Annotated in this window: 10 protein-coding genes; 9 read left to right on the top strand and 1 reads right to left on the bottom strand. The window is 71.3% G+C overall.

All coding sequences use genetic code 11. The annotated features are described in order from the left end of the window. Positions 1–94 precede the first annotated feature (94 nt). The gene (locus tag LZ198_RS04455) at positions 95–1,378 is read left to right on the top strand and encodes an OprO/OprP family phosphate-selective porin (RefSeq protein ID WP_253970606.1); all 1,284 of its coding nucleotides are present in this window, start codon (positions 95–97) and stop codon (positions 1,376–1,378) included. A gap of 22 nt (positions 1,379–1,400) precedes the next feature. Further along, positions 1,401–4,118 (top strand): hybrid sensor histidine kinase/response regulator, encoded by a 2,718-nt coding sequence (locus tag LZ198_RS04460; protein ID WP_253970607.1) that lies wholly within the window; start codon positions 1,401–1,403, stop codon positions 4,116–4,118. Here the strand turns inward: LZ198_RS04460 and LZ198_RS04465 are convergent. After that, positions 4,057–4,716: a LuxR C-terminal-related transcriptional regulator gene (locus LZ198_RS04465; protein WP_253970608.1), complete on the bottom strand. Its 660-nt coding sequence runs from the start codon at positions 4,714–4,716 to the stop codon at positions 4,057–4,059. The two genes, LZ198_RS04460 and LZ198_RS04465, sit on opposite strands and share 62 nt — an antisense overlap. Positions 4,717–4,895: 179 nt before the next feature. Here LZ198_RS04465 and LZ198_RS04470 point away from each other — a divergent pair, with 179 nt between their 5' ends. The 7 genes from LZ198_RS04470 to LZ198_RS04500 all read left to right on the top strand — a co-directional run bounded on the left by LZ198_RS04470 (position 4,896) and on the right by LZ198_RS04500 (position 15,409). Then, a complete protein-coding gene (locus tag LZ198_RS04470; protein WP_253970609.1) occupies positions 4,896–6,656 on the top strand; it encodes a hypothetical protein in 1,761 nt (586 codons plus the stop codon). A gap of 147 nt (positions 6,657–6,803) precedes the next feature. Continuing rightward, a complete protein-coding gene (locus LZ198_RS04475; protein ID WP_253970610.1) occupies positions 6,804–7,934 on the top strand; it encodes a sensor histidine kinase in 1,131 nt (376 codons plus the stop codon). After that, a complete protein-coding gene (locus LZ198_RS04480) occupies positions 7,931–8,737 on the top strand; it encodes a LytR/AlgR family response regulator transcription factor (RefSeq protein WP_253970611.1) in 807 nt (268 codons plus the stop codon). The genes LZ198_RS04475 and LZ198_RS04480 overlap by 4 nt, the downstream gene beginning before the upstream one ends. A 133-nt stretch (positions 8,738–8,870) precedes the next feature. Beyond that, positions 8,871–9,611: a hypothetical protein gene (locus LZ198_RS04485; RefSeq protein WP_253970612.1), complete on the top strand. Its 741-nt coding sequence runs from the start codon at positions 8,871–8,873 to the stop codon at positions 9,609–9,611. Between the two features lie 109 nt (positions 9,612–9,720). After that, the gene (locus LZ198_RS04490; RefSeq protein WP_253970613.1) at positions 9,721–11,094 is read left to right on the top strand and encodes a TolC family protein; all 1,374 of its coding nucleotides are present in this window, start codon (positions 9,721–9,723) and stop codon (positions 11,092–11,094) included. A gap of 14 nt (positions 11,095–11,108) precedes the next feature. Beyond that, positions 11,109–12,248, top strand: coding sequence for an efflux RND transporter periplasmic adaptor subunit (locus tag LZ198_RS04495; protein WP_253970614.1), 1,140 nt, complete (start codon positions 11,109–11,111; stop codon positions 12,246–12,248). Between the two features lie 20 nt (positions 12,249–12,268). Beyond that, a complete protein-coding gene (locus LZ198_RS04500; protein WP_253970615.1) occupies positions 12,269–15,409 on the top strand; it encodes an efflux RND transporter permease subunit in 3,141 nt (1,046 codons plus the stop codon). Positions 15,410–15,710 lie beyond the last annotated feature (301 nt).

Raw genomic sequence — 15,710 nt, forward strand, 5'->3', positions numbered from 1 at the left:
ACGGCATGGTGCGTCACACGCGGGCCGCTCGGCACCTCGCCCTAATCCTTTCTGGTTATTCCTGACGCAAGCACGTGCCCCGTAGCGTGACGGGATGTCACCTGCATCGGTCGTCGTCGGAGGGGCGCGCGGCCTCGCCGTCCTGCTCTGTCTCATGGGAAGCCTGGCCGCCGCCACCGAGGTCTCCACCGAGGGAGGCCTGTCGGTCCGCTCCGACGACGGGCGCTTCGAGTTCAAGCTGGGGGGACGCATCCACTTCGACCTGGACCTCGTCCACGACGACCCGGAGGCCCCCTTCGGCTCCTCGCTCACGCCGGAGAACAGCACCCTGTTGTTCCGGCGCGCCCGGCTCAGCTTCTCGGGCAAGGCCTTCGGCTGGGAGTATCTGTTCGTCCCCGACTTCGCCCAATCCTTCTCGGGCAACCTGCGACTCCAGACGTGCACGGAGACCCCATGCACCTTCCCGACCCCGGGCGTCGTCTTCCAGGAGCTCTCCATCTCGCGGTCGCTGCTGGGGGGCCGGCTCATCCTCGGGCAGTTCACGCCCGCCCGCTCCATCGAGGACCACACGGGCTCCAACGACCTCACGATGATGGAGCGCGCCATCACGAGCGCGCTCGGGGTGTACCGGGCCGGGGTCCTGCGCCTGTTCGTCATGGGGGGCGGCTACGAGGCGAATCCCACGCCGGAGACGCGGGTCGAGGTCTCCGTCTTCGGCCTCCGCCGGGACGACTCGCTCGCCAGCGAGGGCTTCGGCGGCGCGGCGCGCGTCACCTGGCGGCCGTTCGTCGCGGAGCGGCGCATCCTGCACGTCGGCGCGTCGGTCAGCGCGGAGAACCCGGACGGCCCGGGTCCCACGGGCAACGTCGGAGCCTCCCTCTCCTATGTCGGAATCCGGGGGCCCCAGGCGAGCATGGGGGGCACCACCGGAGGCCGCTCCGCGCGCCATGCCACGGCGGAGCTCGCGGGCACCTGGGGGGCCTTCTATTTCCAGGGAGAGGGTGTGCTCGCGTCGTTCGGGCAGGTCGGGCAGCGCGTCGACCGCACGACGACCTGGCTGCACCACGCGACCTGGAGCTGGAACGTGTTCGGCGAATCCAAGCCGTATGATTCACGGCGTGGGTCCTTCAAGAACCTCACGCCCCGGCATTCGTTCGGAGCCCTGGAGCTGGCCCTCCGCCATGAGTTCGCGCGGAACCTCACGCCCCTCTCGCCCGCCTCCGTGGAGAGCGTGCTCATCCAGACCGTGGGCGCCAACTACTACTTCACGCCGAACGTCCGCATGATGGCGAACGTCATCTTCGCGAGGGCGCGGCGGCTCGACGGGGCGCTCGACCAGCCACGCTCCGCGACGTTCCGCATGCAGATGAGCTGGTAGGCGGCGAGGAGCGACTCCCCATATGGTCAGGTCGTTCTCCCGGATGAGCGCGCGGCGACTCCTGTTCCTCCTCGTCACCCTCGGCGGACTGGCGGCCGTGACGACCGGGGCGGTCCACCTCGGCGCCCGGCGCGCGCTGCGCCTGGACGCGCGACGAGCCCAGGAGCAGCTCCTGCTCTGCGCGGACGCGCTCCAGGGCGCCATCGACCGCTACCGGATGTTGCCCTCGGTCCTCGCGCTGGACCCCGCGCTCCGCGCGGCGTTGTCGGGAACGCTCGATGCGCCCCAGCGCGCCCTGCTCAACCAGAAGCTGGAGGAGGTGAACGGGGTGACCCACTCCTCCACGCTCACCCTCCTGGACCGGGACGGGGTCGCCGTCGCGGCGAGCAACTGGCGGAGCGCGGGCAGCAACCTCGGGAGGAACTACGCGTTCCGCCCCTACTTCCGCCAGGCGCTCGACACCGGCGAGGGGCGATTCTACGGCGTGGGTGTCACGACGAGCGAACCCGGCTACTTCCTCTCCCAGGCCGTCCGCGACGACTCGGGCGTGCTGCTGGGCGTGGTCGTCATCAAGGTGGACCTGAGCCCGCTCGAGCGCGAGTGGTCGCGCAACCGCGACGTCGTCCTGCTGTCCGACCGCGACGACGTGGTGCTCCTGGCCAGCCATCCGGCATGGCGCTATCGGGCGCTGTCTCCGCTCTCCAGCGCCGCTCGCGCGCGGCTGCGCGAGAGCCGGAAGTACGCGGGGACCGAGCTGACGCCGCTGCCCTGGCGAGAGGTGGAGGCACTGGGAGGAGACGGAGTGCTCGTCTCCGCGCGGCCGGAGGCCTCCGCCCCCGCGAGGACGTATCTCTGGCGGTCCATGCCACTGGAGAGCGGGGAATGGACGCTGCATCTGCTCCGGGATGGCGAGCCCGACCCGGTGGCGGCGGGGCTCGCGGGCCTGGCCGCGGGTGGCGCGTGGGTGGCCACCGTCTTCCTGGCCCTGTTCGTGCGCGGCCAGAGACGGCTCTCCCGGTTGAGAGAGCGCAGCCGCAGGGAGCTCGAGCAGCTCGTGGAGCAACACGCGCTGGCGCTGCGCACGACCCAGGACGGGCGCTTGCAACTCGCCTGGGAGACCGCGACCGGGCGCGAGGACAGCCTCGAGCACCTGCCCCAGGGCGTCAGCGTCGTCGACGCGGACCTCCGGCTGGTGGCGTGGAACCGCCGCTACGTGGAGCTGTTCCGCTTCCCTCCGGAGCTGATGCGGGTGGGGCGGCCCATCGAGGACCTGTTCCGCTACAACGCCCGCCGGGGCTGGCTGGGGCCGGGGGATGCCGAGGAGGCCATCCAGCGCCGGCTGGACCACCTCCGGGCCGGGACGCCGCACATGCACGAACGGGAAGGGGCGGATGGTCTCGTCCTGGAGATACGCGGCAATCCCCTCCCGAACGGTGGGTTCGTCACCAGCTACACCGACATCACGAGCTACCGGAACGCCGCCCGTGAGCTGCGGAGCCTGGCCACCACGCTCGAGCGACGGGTCGAGCAACGCACACACGAGCTCCGCGACGCGACCGCCGAGGCCCAGCGTGCCAATCGCGCCAGGAGCCGGTTCGTCGCGGCGGCGGTCCACGACCTGCTCCAACCCCTCAATGCGGCGCGGATGTTCGCGTCCGCGCTGCGGGAGTCGTTCCGACGCCCGTCGCTCCCCGGAGGACGGCCCCAGGGCGAGCCCGCCCTGCTCGACGACATCGAGGAGGCGCTCACGGCCCAGGACGCGATCCTCAACGGGTTGCTGGACATCTCCCACCTCGAGTCCGGCACGTTCGAGGTGAAACGGCGTGACGTCCCACTGGGGCCCCTGTTCGAGTCGCTCGCGCGCGAGCTGGGCGTCCTCGCGAAGGCGCGCGGGCTCGAGCTGTGCATGGTTCCGTCGCGGGTGGTCGTGAACACCGACGAGCACCTGCTCCGCCGCGTGCTCCGGAACTTCCTGTCGAACGCGCTCCGCTACACCCCCCACGGCCGGGTCCTCCTGTGCTGCCGCCGTGAGGGCGCCGACGTGCGCCTGGAGGTCCGGGACAGTGGCCCCGGCATCCCCGAAGCGCAGCACGCCGCCATCTTCGAGGAGTTCCGAAGGCTCGAGGGGGCTGGCGCCCGCGAACGGGGGACGGGGCTCGGCCTCGCAATCGTCGAGCGCATCTCCCGGCTGCTGGGGCATCGGCTCGCGCTCCGCTCCGCGCCCGGGCGAGGCAGCGTCTTCTCGGTCGTGGTGCCCCGGGGCGACGCATCACGTGTCGCCGCCCCCGAGCCTCCCCCGGACGAAGGACAGGGCTCGCTGCTGCGCGGATGTCACATCTGGTGTCTCGACGATGACCCCCGCGTGCGCGAGGCCACGCGGACGCTGCTGCAATCCTGGGAGTGCCGGGTCGTCGTGGTGGGCGGCGAGGAGGAGGCGGCCCGGCTCGCGAGCGCCCTCGACGTCCCGGAGCTCCTGCTGCTCGACTACCAGCTCTCTCCCCGCACCGGCCCCGAGTGCCTCCCGGCGTTGTTCGAGCGTTGGGGACGCGCGGTGCCCGTCATCGTCGTGTCCGCCGAACGCGACCCGAAGCTGCGTGAGCGCGTCCGAGCCTCGGGCTGGGGTTTCCTGGCGAAGCCCATCCGCCCCGCGGCGCTGCGAGCGCTCGTCACCCAGGTCATCACTCGGGAGGGACATCCACTCCATCCGGTTCCAGTTGGGAATCGGGTTGGAGGGACCTGACGATGACGGCCGCCTGGGTGCGGCTGTCGCACTCGAGCTTGCGGAGGATCGCCGTCACGTGGACCTTGACGGTGTTCTCGGCGAGGCCCAGCTCGGTCGCGATCTGCTTGTTGAGCAGCCCGTCCGCGAGGCACATCAGCACGCGCACCTGTTGCGGCGTCAACTGGGCGAGCTTCGTCGCCAGGCGCGCGTCCTCCGCGCTCTTCTCCGCCGTCAGGGCTGGGAACCAGGTGCCGCCCGCCAGGACCGCGCGGATGGCCTCCAGCAGTTGCTGCACCGGCGCCGCCTTGGGGATGAAGCCCGCGGCTCCGAACTGCTGGGCGCGGCGGATCGTCCGCGGATGGTCGTTCGAGGAGATGACGATGACCGGGATGTCGGACCACTCCCCCCGCAGGGACACCAGGGAGGAGAACCCACGCGCCCCCGGCATGTGCAGGTCCAGGAGGACCAGCTCGATGTCGGCGTGCTGCATGAGCGCCTCCTCCAGCGTGCGGAAGCTCGACGCCTCGAGCGGCGGGTCGTCTCCGAAAATCTCCCCCAGGGCATGTCGCACGGCGGCACGGAACAGCGGGTGGTCGTCGGCGATCAAGACTCTCATGGGGACCTCCACGCGACGTTCGGCGGGTACATTCTCTAGCAGACTCGGGCCAGGGGCCGTCGCCCCCGAGGCGCCCTCGAGGAAGCGGCCGAGCGACGTGAATCCCGGGTAGACTTCGACCTTCGCGCGCAACGGGTGGTTGGCGCATCGGTCGCGACGCCCAGGAGCCCCTCCACGACATGTCAACGGCACGCTACTTCGACTGGCCCTGGGGCTCGGTGGAGGTCGACCCTTCGACCCAGGTCCTCGAACTCGAAGTGGCCCAGGAGGAGGCCTTCTACGCCATGGTCGGAAGGCGTGACCTCGAGAGGGTTCCGGTCAACCCCGCGGACCCCTCCATGGGGGCGGTCTACGCCATCCCCGCGAGCATCGGTCCGCGGCTGTATGCGCGGCTCTCGGAGGTCTCGAACCACGCCCCCATCATGTGGGCGCCGGCCCAGGCCTTCGCCGTCAAGGCCCGGGCCTTCGATGACGGGCTCCTCGCGACGGTGGCGAACCTCGTCCAGGGCGGGACGCCCCGCTTGCCGGGGAAGCGCGGGCTCGTCGAGGACCTGTGGCAAGCGCTGAGGGCCCGTTGGCCCCAGGAGTCCTCGAGCGGACTCCGCGAGACGTTGTCCTTCCTCCAGGCCGCGCTGTCGATGACGGGGCATCACGAGGAGTCGAGCCGCACGCTGAGCCAGCACGCGAAGCGCTGGCGCCAGGACTTCGAGGCGGACGCCTCCCGGTCGACCCCCACGGGTGTCCATGCCTGGACCGACGCGGCCCGAGCCCTGTTCAAGCAGGACCGCCTCCTCCAGGAGGAACTCGCCCCGGAGTCCGCGGAGCTGCTCGCGTGGGCGCTGGGGGAGGACCCTTCGAGGCGGGCCCTCTACCAGCGGCACCTCGCGTTCATCGCGCGGTTGACCAACCCCTCGTCGAAGCCCGCGGTCCACGAGGTGGGCGCGAAGCGCTGCGTCCTGCCGCCCTCGGATTCGCACGCGGGACGGCTCGTGCAGGCGCTCCTCGGAGAAGTGCCCCCGCCCCTCGAGTCCGAGGTCATCGAGGAGGTCCTCCAGCGGATCCGCGACGGACGGCTCGACACCACCCCCGGGCCTGACTCCGGGCTGCACGACCACCAGCTCCACACGCTCGCGCCGCTGCTGTTCCCCGAGCGAACGCCCGAGTCCGAGCGGCTGGTCGTCGGCCCGAGGTATCGCGCAGAACTGGAGGCGCAGTTCCGAGGCTTCCTCGTCCAACCCCGGCAGCCCCAGCTCAAGCCGGTCGAGGTCCCAGCCCACCAGGAGCGGGGGCGGGAAGCACAGGTCTCCATCACCGTCCCGCCCCGCCTCACCCTCGAGCCGCTCGCGGAGCACTATCGGCGGCGCGCGGACACCTACCGGTTCCTTCGACACATGCTCGACGAGTTCCTCGGCGCGGACCGCCTGAACCAGGAGCGCCGCACCCTGGTCGAGGGCACCTCGCACGAACCGTTGTTCGACGAGCTGGTCTGGATGGAGCAGCTCTTCCGCGGGGCGCATGCCATCGTCCGGCGAGAGCTCGGCTGCGCTCCCATTCCCGACGCGGACGTGCCCGCGGCCATGCTCACGCGGAAGTGGCTGCACGCCTGGCGGGACGACGTGGACCTCGGGACGGATACCCGCCGCGTGGTGCCCCTGGCCTTCGACCAGGCGCGTGAGCGGACCCGGGTGGTGGCGATGATGGGGTTCCTCTCCACCAGCGTGGAGGCCCGCTTCCTCCAGCCGCCCCAGGTCCGCGCCTTCTCCGGGAAGGGTCACCCCCGCGCCGCCCCCACGCCGTCGTACCCCTCCATCAAGTACCAGACCCTCTGTCCCGTCGCGGAGGAGGTCTACGTGCGCCGGGTCCCCGAACCAGACGAGTTCCGCAGGCTCTGCGACACGTACGTCTCGCGCGAGGCCATCCTCCGCGCCCTGCAGGAGTGAACCGGAGGAGCCCGTTCGCTGCACCCAGGGCCTGGTTGGCTGCATGGGCTCCTCTCCACGAGGACGCGGGCGTAGACTCCCCGAGCCGTGGAATCCACCTCGTCCGCCGCGAGTCCCCTCCCCTCGACTTCCGCCCTGAGGCCACGGGTGGAGGTCTCCGCGTCGGCCCCGCACACGCTGCTCCGCCGCGCGCGGCAGTTGGGGCTGTTCCTCCTGGCCTACTCCGTCCCCGGCCTGCTCGCCGCCAGCCAGGCCTACTACTACGCGCAGGCCAAGGACCCCACGTACCCCTTCAGCCGGACGCTGCTGATGAACCTGCCGCCCTGGTGGTACTGGGCGCTGGCCACCCCCGTCGTCCTCGCGCTCGGTCAGCGGTTCCGCCTGGAGCGCGGGACCGTGCGTCACTCCCTCCGGGTACACGTCCCCGCCGCCATCGGGCTGATGCTCCCCCACCTCCTCCTGCTGGTGACCGTCAACCGAATCACGGGGGAGAAGTGGTTCGTCGAGAACTCGCTGGGCTTCATGCTGCCCCTGCTGGTGAGCAAGTACGGCATCACGGACGTCCTCATCTACGGAGGCATCCTCGCCGTCGGCACGGCCCTGGAGTACCACCGCCGCTATCTCGAGGGGGCGCTGACCCAGTCCCAGCTCGAGACGCGCCTGGCCCACGCGCAGCTCGACTCGCTGCGCGCCCAGCTCCATCCGCACTTCCTCTTCAACACGCTCAACGCCATCTCCGTCCTGGTGCGCAAGCAGGACACCGCCGGCTCCATCCGCATGCTCACCGGCGTCAGCGAGCTGTTGCGCATGGCCCTCCACACCACCAACCGCCAGCAGGTCCCGCTGCACGAGGACCTCGACTTCCTGGAGCGCTACCTCGACATCGAGCAGACCCGCTTCCAGGACCGGCTCCAGGTGGTGCGCACCATCGACCCGGCGACGCTCGGCGCGCTCGTGCCCAGCCTCATCCTCCAGCCGTTGGTGGAGAACGCCATCAAGCACGGCATCGCCACGCGCTCGGGCGCCGGACGCGTGGAGCTGCGCACCTCGCGAGAGGCCGACCGGCTGGTGCTGGAGGTGCTCGACGACGGCCCCGGGCTCGCGCCCGACTGGGACAGCCGGGGAGACGGCATCGGCGTGGCCAACGTGCGCGCGCGCCTGCATCAACTCCATGGCTCGCGCCACGTCTTCACCCTGGAGAACCGCGACGGCGGCGGCGTGTGCGCGCGCCTGGAGCTGCCGTTCCAGCTCGCGACGTCCGAGGCCCCCGCGCCATGAACGCGACCGCGAGCATCCGCACCCTCATCGTCGACGACGAGCCCCTGGCTCGCGAGGGGCTGCGCCTCTTGCTCGCCACGGACCCCGACGTGCGCGTGGTGGGCGAGGCCGGCAATGGCCCCGAGGCCATTCGCCTCATCCGCGAGCAGCGGCCGGACCTGGTCCTGCTCGACGTGCAGATGCCCGAGTTCAACGGGTTCGAGGTGCTCGCCCGCTTGACCCCCGGCGAGGTCCCCGCGGTCATCTTCGTCACCGCGTACGACAGCTACGCCCTGCGCGCCTTCGACATCCACGCGCTCGACTACCTGCTCAAGCCCTTCCGCGACGACCGCTTCCAGGACGCCGTGGGCCGCGCCAAGGCGCAGATTCGCATGGCGCGCATGTCCGACCTCAGTCAGCGGCTGATGTCCGTCATCTCCACCTATGGCGAGCGCGACGTCACGCCCCCTCCCACGCCCGCCGCCGCGTCGCCGGAGCCCTGGGCGCACCGGCTGGCCATCCGCGACACCGGTCGCGTGGTGTTCCTGGAGGTGGACGAAATCGAATACATCGAGGCCGCCGACTACTACGTGCAGATTCACGCGGGCGGTAAGGCCTATCTCCACCGTGAGACGATGCAGCACCTGGAGACGCGGCTGGACCCCGAGCGCTTCATGCGCATCCACCGCTCGGCCATCGTCAACGCGCGCCGCATCCGCGAGCTGCGCAGCGAGGGACGCAGGGACCTCATCGTGGTGCTGACCAGTGGCGTCGAGCTGCGCGTGGCGCGCAGCCACCGCGAGAAGTTCCAGCACCTGGCCTGACGCCGCGCGCCCGTTCGCCGGCCCACAGGCCCCGTTCGCCGCACGCCGGGCCCCGCCGACAGAAGACTCCGCCGCCGGAGCACGTGGATGGGCACTGTTCCTCCCGTACCCCGCCCCCCCGGAGGCACCTCCCATGCCGCGAAAGTCCCTCGTCCTGTCGGCCCTGGCCCTCGGGCTGACGTTCACCCCCACCGTGGCCACGGCGGGTGAAGGCGCCGCTTGCACCCAGGGCCAGCCGACCCTCCAGAACTTGAAGGCCCTGGGCGGCCGGGAGCGGCTCCAGGCCGCGAAGACCTTCCAGCTCACGGCGGTCCTCCGTGAGGGCGACCAGGTGACGACGATGACCCTCCGCCGCGCGAGGCCCAACCTCCTGCGCACCGAGACGGACGGCAACGGCACCCACGTCAGCAAGGTGTTCGACGGCCGCCAGGGCTGGCTGGAAGAAGGAGCCGCCGCGCCTCGGCGGCTGGACGCGGAGACGAACGCCATCGTGGCCGACACCGCCACCTTCGACGATGCCCTGCTGGACCCCAAGGCCCGGGGCGTCACCGTGACGATGGACGGCGTGGAGGCGGTGGACGGCGCGCCCGCCTTCAAGCGGGTCCTCACGCGGGGCGCCGACACGGAGGTCCGCCTCATCGACCAGAAGACCTTCCTGGAGGTGAGCCGCAGCTACGCCGGCACCTATCAGGGCAAGGCGTTCCGGAAGACGGTGGCCTTCTTCGACTACCGCCCCGTGGACGGCATCCTGGTGAGCCACCGCGCGCGATACGCGAGCGACGACGGCGAGCAGGGCGAGAAGACCGTCCAGAGCGCCCGCTACGACGCGCCCATCGACGCGGCCACGTTCAAGCCGACGGCGCCGCGGAGCTGACCTCCTGCCTCACCGCGCCCCCTCCTCCACGAGGGGGCTCGAGCACCCGCCCGGGTCGAAGCCCCGACCCGTGGGCGAGGTGCGCCCTTCCTCCCATCACGTCCGGCGCATGGCTCCTCCGTCCCTCCTCCTCTTCGCGCTCGCCACCTCCCCGGTCCAGGCCGAGCCGCCCCCCACCGACACGCCCACCGTCACCCTCCAGCCGCGGGTGGAAGACGCGATGCTCACGCCCGTCCCGCCCGCCGCTCGGAACGTGAAGCAATGGGAGGAGGCCGTCGCGCTGATGCGTGAGCGCTCCACGGACCTGCGCGGCGCCGAGGCGGGCGTGGAGCGCGCGACGGGGCGCTGGCGACAGGCACTCGCGGCGCTGCTGCCCACGGCGCGTGTCCGGGCCGGCCTGGGCCAGGACCTCCTCCATCCCTCGGTCCCCACGGGCGTGCTCGTCGGCGCCGTGGGAGATGGGCGCACCGTCACCACTCCCACGGGCACGCTCACCGCGACGCTGACCCAAACCGTGGTGGACCTGGGGGCCTGGAGGGGCGTGGCCTCGGCGCGAGAGGCGGAGACGGGCGCGGTGGCCAGCCTCCAGGACACCCGGCGTCGCCTCACGCTGGGACTGGCACGCGCGCTGGTCGCCACCGTGGCCTCCGAGCGCGCCGCTGAAATCAACCGCGTGGGGCTGAGGCGCGCGCTGGAGCGCGCGGCCCTCGCCCGGCGCGCCTTCGAGCTGGGCGCCGGTCACCAACTGGACGTGGTGCGCGTCGAACAGGACGTCGCCGTCGCGCGTGGCATCCTCGTCGCCGGGGATGAACAACTGCGCCGGACGCGCGAGGCGCTGGGCCTCGCGCTCGGATACGGCGAGCCCTTCGGCGTCACCCCGGCCTTCGACCTGCGCGGCCTCGTGGAGCGGACGCGCGCGGACTGCGCGCCCCTGGACGATGTCGACGCACGCGCCGACCTGGTCTCCGCGCGCGCCCAGGTGGCGTCCGCGCGCGAGAGCCGGGACCAGGCCAGCGCGGGCTACCTGCCCACGTTGGGTCTCGACAGCACCCTCTCTGGCCTCACCACGACCCCGGGCTTCGGCAGCTTCTCGACATGGAGCGTCGCCGCCGTGCTGTCCGTGCCCCTGTGGGAAGGCGGCGGGCGCGGCGGGCTGGTGCGCGAGCGCGCGGGCGTGGAGGCCCAGGCGGAGGCCACGCTGGAGAGCGCCCGTCGGGACGTCGCGCTGGAGGTGGCGCGAGCGCGTCGAAGCGTCGAGGTCGCGGAGACATTGACGAGGACCTCGGTGGAGTCGCGAGACCTCGCCGAGCGCACCGACCGGCTCACCCGCCGCGCCTTCGAGGTGGGCCGTGGCACCAGCCTGGAGCTGGTGCAGAGCGGCGCGGCCCTTCGCCAGGCGGAGCTGGACCTGGTGCTGCGCGAATTCGAGCTCGTCCAGGCGCGCCTGGATGCCTTCCTCACGCAAGCCCGATGCGACGGGTGAAGCGAGTACGCCCCATGGAGAAGCGGATGAAGCGGTTGTGGAGTCTGGTGATGGTGGCGGCGGTGACCGGCTGCTCGCGGACGGCGACGCCGCCAGCGGCGCCCGAGCCCCGCGAGGTCGAGGTCGTGTCGTTGGAGCCGCGCGAGGTGCGCGACACGGGCGAGTACCTGGGCAGCCTGCTGTCCCGGCAGAGCGTCACGCTGCTGCCCCAGGTGGACGGCTACGTGCGCCGCATCCACGTGCGGCCCGGACAACACGTGGATGCGGGCGCGCCGCTGGTCGAGGTGGACGCGCGCGCGGAGACCGCGGCGCTCGACGGCGCCCAGGCGGAGCTGAACACCGCTCGCATCGACCTGGAGCTGGCCCGCCGCACGCTGGCGCGCACCCAGGCACTGCACCAGGAGGGCCTCGCCAGCGCGCAGGAGCTGGAGAGCGCGCGGGCACGGCAGGAGTCCGCCGAGGCCTCGTCGCGCGCGTCGTCCGCGCAGGTGGCGCAGCGACAGGTGCGGCTCCAGTTCCACGTCGTGCGCGCGCCCTTCGCGGGCACCGTCGGGGACGTGCTGGTGCGCGTGGGGGACTTCGTCGGCGCATCGACGGTGCTGACCAGCGTGGCCCAGGCGGAGGTGCTCGAGGTGAGCGTGTCGGTGCCCGCGCATCGCGCGCGCGCCATGAAGCCCGACACGGTGATGGAGGTGCTCGACGCGCGAGGGACGGTGGTGCTCGCCGCTCACGCCTTCTTCGTCGCGCCCCAGGCCGACCCCCGCACCCAGTTGGTGGAGGTGAAGGCCGCCTTCCGCAACACGCCGGGCCTGCGCCCCAACGAGATGGTGCGGACCCGCCTCGTCTACGCGGTGCGGGACGCGCTGCAGCTTCCGGCGGTGGCGGTGGTGCGCCAGAACGGCCAGCCCTTCGCCCTGGTCATCCGCGACAAGGACGGCCAGGCCCAGGTTCAGCGACAGCCCGTCACCCTGGGTGCGCTGGGGGACAGGACCTACGTCGTGGAGCAAGGGCTGTCGCCAGGAGACAAGGTGGCCGTGTCCTCCCTGCACGCGCTGCGCGACGGCACGCCCGTGAAGGTGAAGGCCGCGCCCTACGCCCAGGTGACGCCCGCCCCGACCTCCCTCGTGAACACCCCACTGAAGAACAGCCCCTGAGCCGAGGCAGCAAGCGCCCCATGTTCGTCGACTTCTTCATCCGCCGCCCCGTCTTCGCCATCGTCTGCTCCATCCTGCTGACCCTGGTGGGGGCCATCGCCATCCCCACGCTGCCCATCGCCCAGTACCCGGACCTGGCGCCGCCCCAGGTGACGGTGACGTCCACCTACGTGGGCGCCAGCGCGGAGGTGGTGGAGAGCGCCGTCACCATCCCCCTGGAGCAGGAGCTCAACGGCGTGGAGGGCATGCGCTACATCTCCTCCACCAGCGACAACGACGGCGTCAGCCAGATCACCATCACCTTCGAGGCGACGCGGGACCTGGAGGCCGCGGCGATCGACGTGCAGAACCGCGTCAGCCGCGCCGCCGCGCGCCTGCCGTCGCAGGTGAACCAGACGGGCATCGTCGTCAACAAGGCCTCCAGTCAAATCCTCCTCTCCGTCGCGCTGTTCAGTCCGGACAACCGCTATGACGTGAAGTTCCTCAGCAACTACGCGGACGTCAACCTGAAGGACGCCATCAAGCGCGTGCGCGGCGTGGGTGAGGTGCGCATCTTCGGCGAGCGCAGGCTCTCCATGCGCGTGTGGCTGGACCCCACGGAGCTGGCGCGCCGCAAGCTCACGCCCCAGGACGTGACGCGCGCGCTCCAGGAGCAGAACCTCCAGGTGGCCGCAGGCCAGGTGGGGCAGCCTCCCTCCCTCGCGGACCAGCCCTACCAGCTCGCCGTGCGGGCCCAGGGCCGGCTGGTGGAGCCGGAGGAGTTCGGTGAAATCATCCTCATGCGCGACCCGAGCGGCAAGAGCGTGCGCATCCAGGACGTGGGCCGCGTGGAGATGGGCGCGGAGAACTACAGCACGCTGCTGCGCTTCGGCGGGAAGCAGGCGGTGGGCATCGCCACCTTCCAGCTCCCCACCGCCAACGCCCTCGAGGTCCGCGACGCCATCTTCGCGGAGCTGACGCGCCTGTCCGCGTACTTCCCCGCCGGCATGGAGTACCAGACGGGCACCGACACCACCCTGGCCGTGCGCGCCACCGTCCACGAGGTGCTCCGCACGCTGGTCGAGGCCATCGTCCTGGTCGTCCTGGTCATCCTCCTGTTCCTGCACGGCTGGCGCAGCGTGCTCATCACCGCGCTCACCCTGCCCGTCTCGCTGGTGGGCACCTTCGCCTTCGTGAAGCTGATGGACTTCTCCATCAACACGCTCACCCTGTTCGGCCTGACGCTCGCGACGGGCCTCGTGGTGGACGACGCCATCGTGGTCATCGAGAACATCGAGCGCCTCATGACGGAGCGGAAGCTGTCCGCGACGGAGGCCGCGCGCGCGGGCATGCAGGAGGTGTCGGGCGCGGTCATCGCCATCTCCATCGTGCTGGTGGCGGTGTTCCTCCCGGTGGCCTTCTTCCCAGGCACCACGGGCGCCATCTACCGCCAGTTCGCGCTCACCATCGCCGCGTCGGTGGCCCTCTCCACGTTCTGCGCGCTCACGCTCACGCCCGCCCTCTCCGCGCGGATGTTGTCGGAGCACGCCGGAGAGAAGCCGTGGTTCTTCCGCCAGGTGGACGCACTCCTCGACGCGACACGCCGCGTCTACGGCCGCTGGCTGCGGCGGCTCCTGGGACGCCCCGGGCTCATCCTGCTGGCGTTCCTCCTGTGCATCGCCGCCACGGTGGCGCTCGTCCGGGCGACGCCCACGGGCTTCATCCCCGACGAGGACCAGGGCTACATCATCGTCTCCGTGCAGGGACCGGAGGGCACGTCGCTCGCGCAGACGGAGCAGGTGATGGCGGAGGTGGAGCGGCTGCTCGCCGCCCAGCCGGAGGTGCGCGCCATCTTCGCCAACGGCGGGTTCTCCACCCAGGGCACCGGCCCCAACATGGCCAACATCTTCGTCCTCCTGAAGCACTGGGACGAACGCCCCGGCAAGGACCAGTCGGTGGCGGCGCTCGTGGAGCGCCTGCGCGGTCCGCTGAACCGCATCGGCGGCGCGCGCATCATCCCCTTCCAGCCCCCCGCCATCCGCGGCGTCGGCGCCGTGGGTGGCTTCCAGTACGTCCTGCAGGACGCCGCCGGCACCAGCTCCCTGGACGAGCTCACGACGGCCGCGCAGCAGCTCATGGCGGTGGGCAACGACGATGCGCGCCTGCGCGGCGTCTTCACCGGCTTCAACGCCAACACCCCCCTCCTGGAGGTGGACGTGGACCGGCAGAAGGCCAAGGCCCTGGGCGTCTCGCTCGACCAGGTGTTCGGCACGCTGCAGGTCTACCTGGGCAGCCAGTACGTCAACGACTTCAACTACGCGAACCGCGCCTATCGCGTGTACGTCCAGGCCGACCAGCCGTTCCGCGACAGCCCCTCCGACATCAGCGCCTTCTACGTGCGTGGCGAGGGCGGGGACATGCTCCCGCTGGAGTCGCTGGTGACGGTGCGGCCCACGGTGTCCGCGCAGGTCATCCGCCACTACAACCTGTTCCGCTCCGTGGACCTCAGCGGGCAGCCCGCGCCCGGCGTGTCCTCCGGCCAGGCGATGGAGGCGATGGAGGCGCTGGCCGCGCGGCACCTGCCCCAGGGCATGAGCGCGGAGTGGTCCGGCATCAGCCTGGAGCAGAAGCAGAGCGGCGGCCAGACGCTCCTCATCTTCGCCCTGGGCCTGCTCTTCGTCTTCCTGGTGCTGGCCGCGCAGTACGAGAGCTTCATCCTCCCGCTGGTCATCATCCTCTCCGTGCCGTTGGCGCTGATGGGCGCGCTCGGCCTGCAGCTCTGGCGCGGCTTCGCCAACGACGTGTTCTGCCAGTTGGGCCTGGTGATGCTGGTGGGGCTGGCCAGCAAGAACGCCATCCTCATCGTCGAGTTCGCCGAGCAGCTGCGCGAGCAGGGCCGGAGCGCCGTCGACGCGGTGGTGGAGGCCGCCGAGGTCCGCCTGCGCCCCATCCTCATGACGTCCATCGCCTTCCTCCTCGGCGTGGTGCCGATGATGACGGCGCAGGGCGCGGGCTCGGCGTCCCGGAACTCGCTGGGCACCGCGGTGTTCGGCGGCATGCTCGTGTCCACGGTGGTCAACTTCGTCTTCATCCCCGGGCTCTACGTGCTGACGCAGAAACTGCGCGCCCCCCCGAAGGCCGTGGCGCGCGACGCACGAGCCCTGGCGACGCCCTCTCCCTGAGCGGGTCCCTCCTCGGAAGCGTTCGCGACCGACCTGTCGGGTCGCCTGCCCGCCCGCCCCGGATGCATCCCCTCGGGCCTTCTCGTATCGTGCGCGCCCGCTCGTACGAGCAGGGTACGAGCGTCGCATCGCCGTCAATTGGCCGGCTCCACCGAAATTGCAGTGGCGGTCGGCACCGAGATTTCGTTATTCACCGTCCCGGCGGCACCGTCAGGTCGAGGGAACAGCATCAACCCCTCGGAATCACTTCAGTCGAGGTCCTGGCACGAGGCCTGCTCTAGCAACTGGCAGAAGAACTTTC

Origin of the sequence: Myxococcus dinghuensis, assembly GCF_024198235.1 — a bacterium.
GTDB classification, from domain to species: domain Bacteria; phylum Myxococcota; class Myxococcia; order Myxococcales; family Myxococcaceae; genus Myxococcus; species Myxococcus dinghuensis.

Excerpts from the sequence above, each read along its gene's own strand:
- LZ198_RS04470 (WP_253970609.1), top strand. The coding sequence starts at position 4,896 with ATGTCAACGGCACGCTACTTCGACTGGCCCTGGGGCTCGGTGGAGGTC.
- LZ198_RS04490 (WP_253970613.1), top strand. The coding sequence starts at position 9,721 with ATGGCTCCTCCGTCCCTCCTCCTCTTCGCGCTCGCCACCTCCCCGGTC.
- LZ198_RS04495 (WP_253970614.1), top strand. The coding sequence starts at position 11,109 with ATGGAGAAGCGGATGAAGCGGTTGTGGAGTCTGGTGATGGTGGCGGCG.
- LZ198_RS04465 (WP_253970608.1), bottom strand. The coding sequence starts at position 4,716 with ATGAGAGTCTTGATCGCCGACGACCACCCGCTGTTCCGTGCCGCCGTG.
- LZ198_RS04480 (WP_253970611.1), top strand. The coding sequence starts at position 7,931 with ATGAACGCGACCGCGAGCATCCGCACCCTCATCGTCGACGACGAGCCC.
- LZ198_RS04485 (WP_253970612.1), top strand. The coding sequence starts at position 8,871 with ATGCCGCGAAAGTCCCTCGTCCTGTCGGCCCTGGCCCTCGGGCTGACG.
- LZ198_RS04460 (WP_253970607.1), top strand. The coding sequence starts at position 1,401 with ATGGTCAGGTCGTTCTCCCGGATGAGCGCGCGGCGACTCCTGTTCCTC.
- LZ198_RS04500 (WP_253970615.1), top strand. The coding sequence starts at position 12,269 with ATGTTCGTCGACTTCTTCATCCGCCGCCCCGTCTTCGCCATCGTCTGC.
- LZ198_RS04455 (WP_253970606.1), top strand. The coding sequence starts at position 95 with ATGTCACCTGCATCGGTCGTCGTCGGAGGGGCGCGCGGCCTCGCCGTC.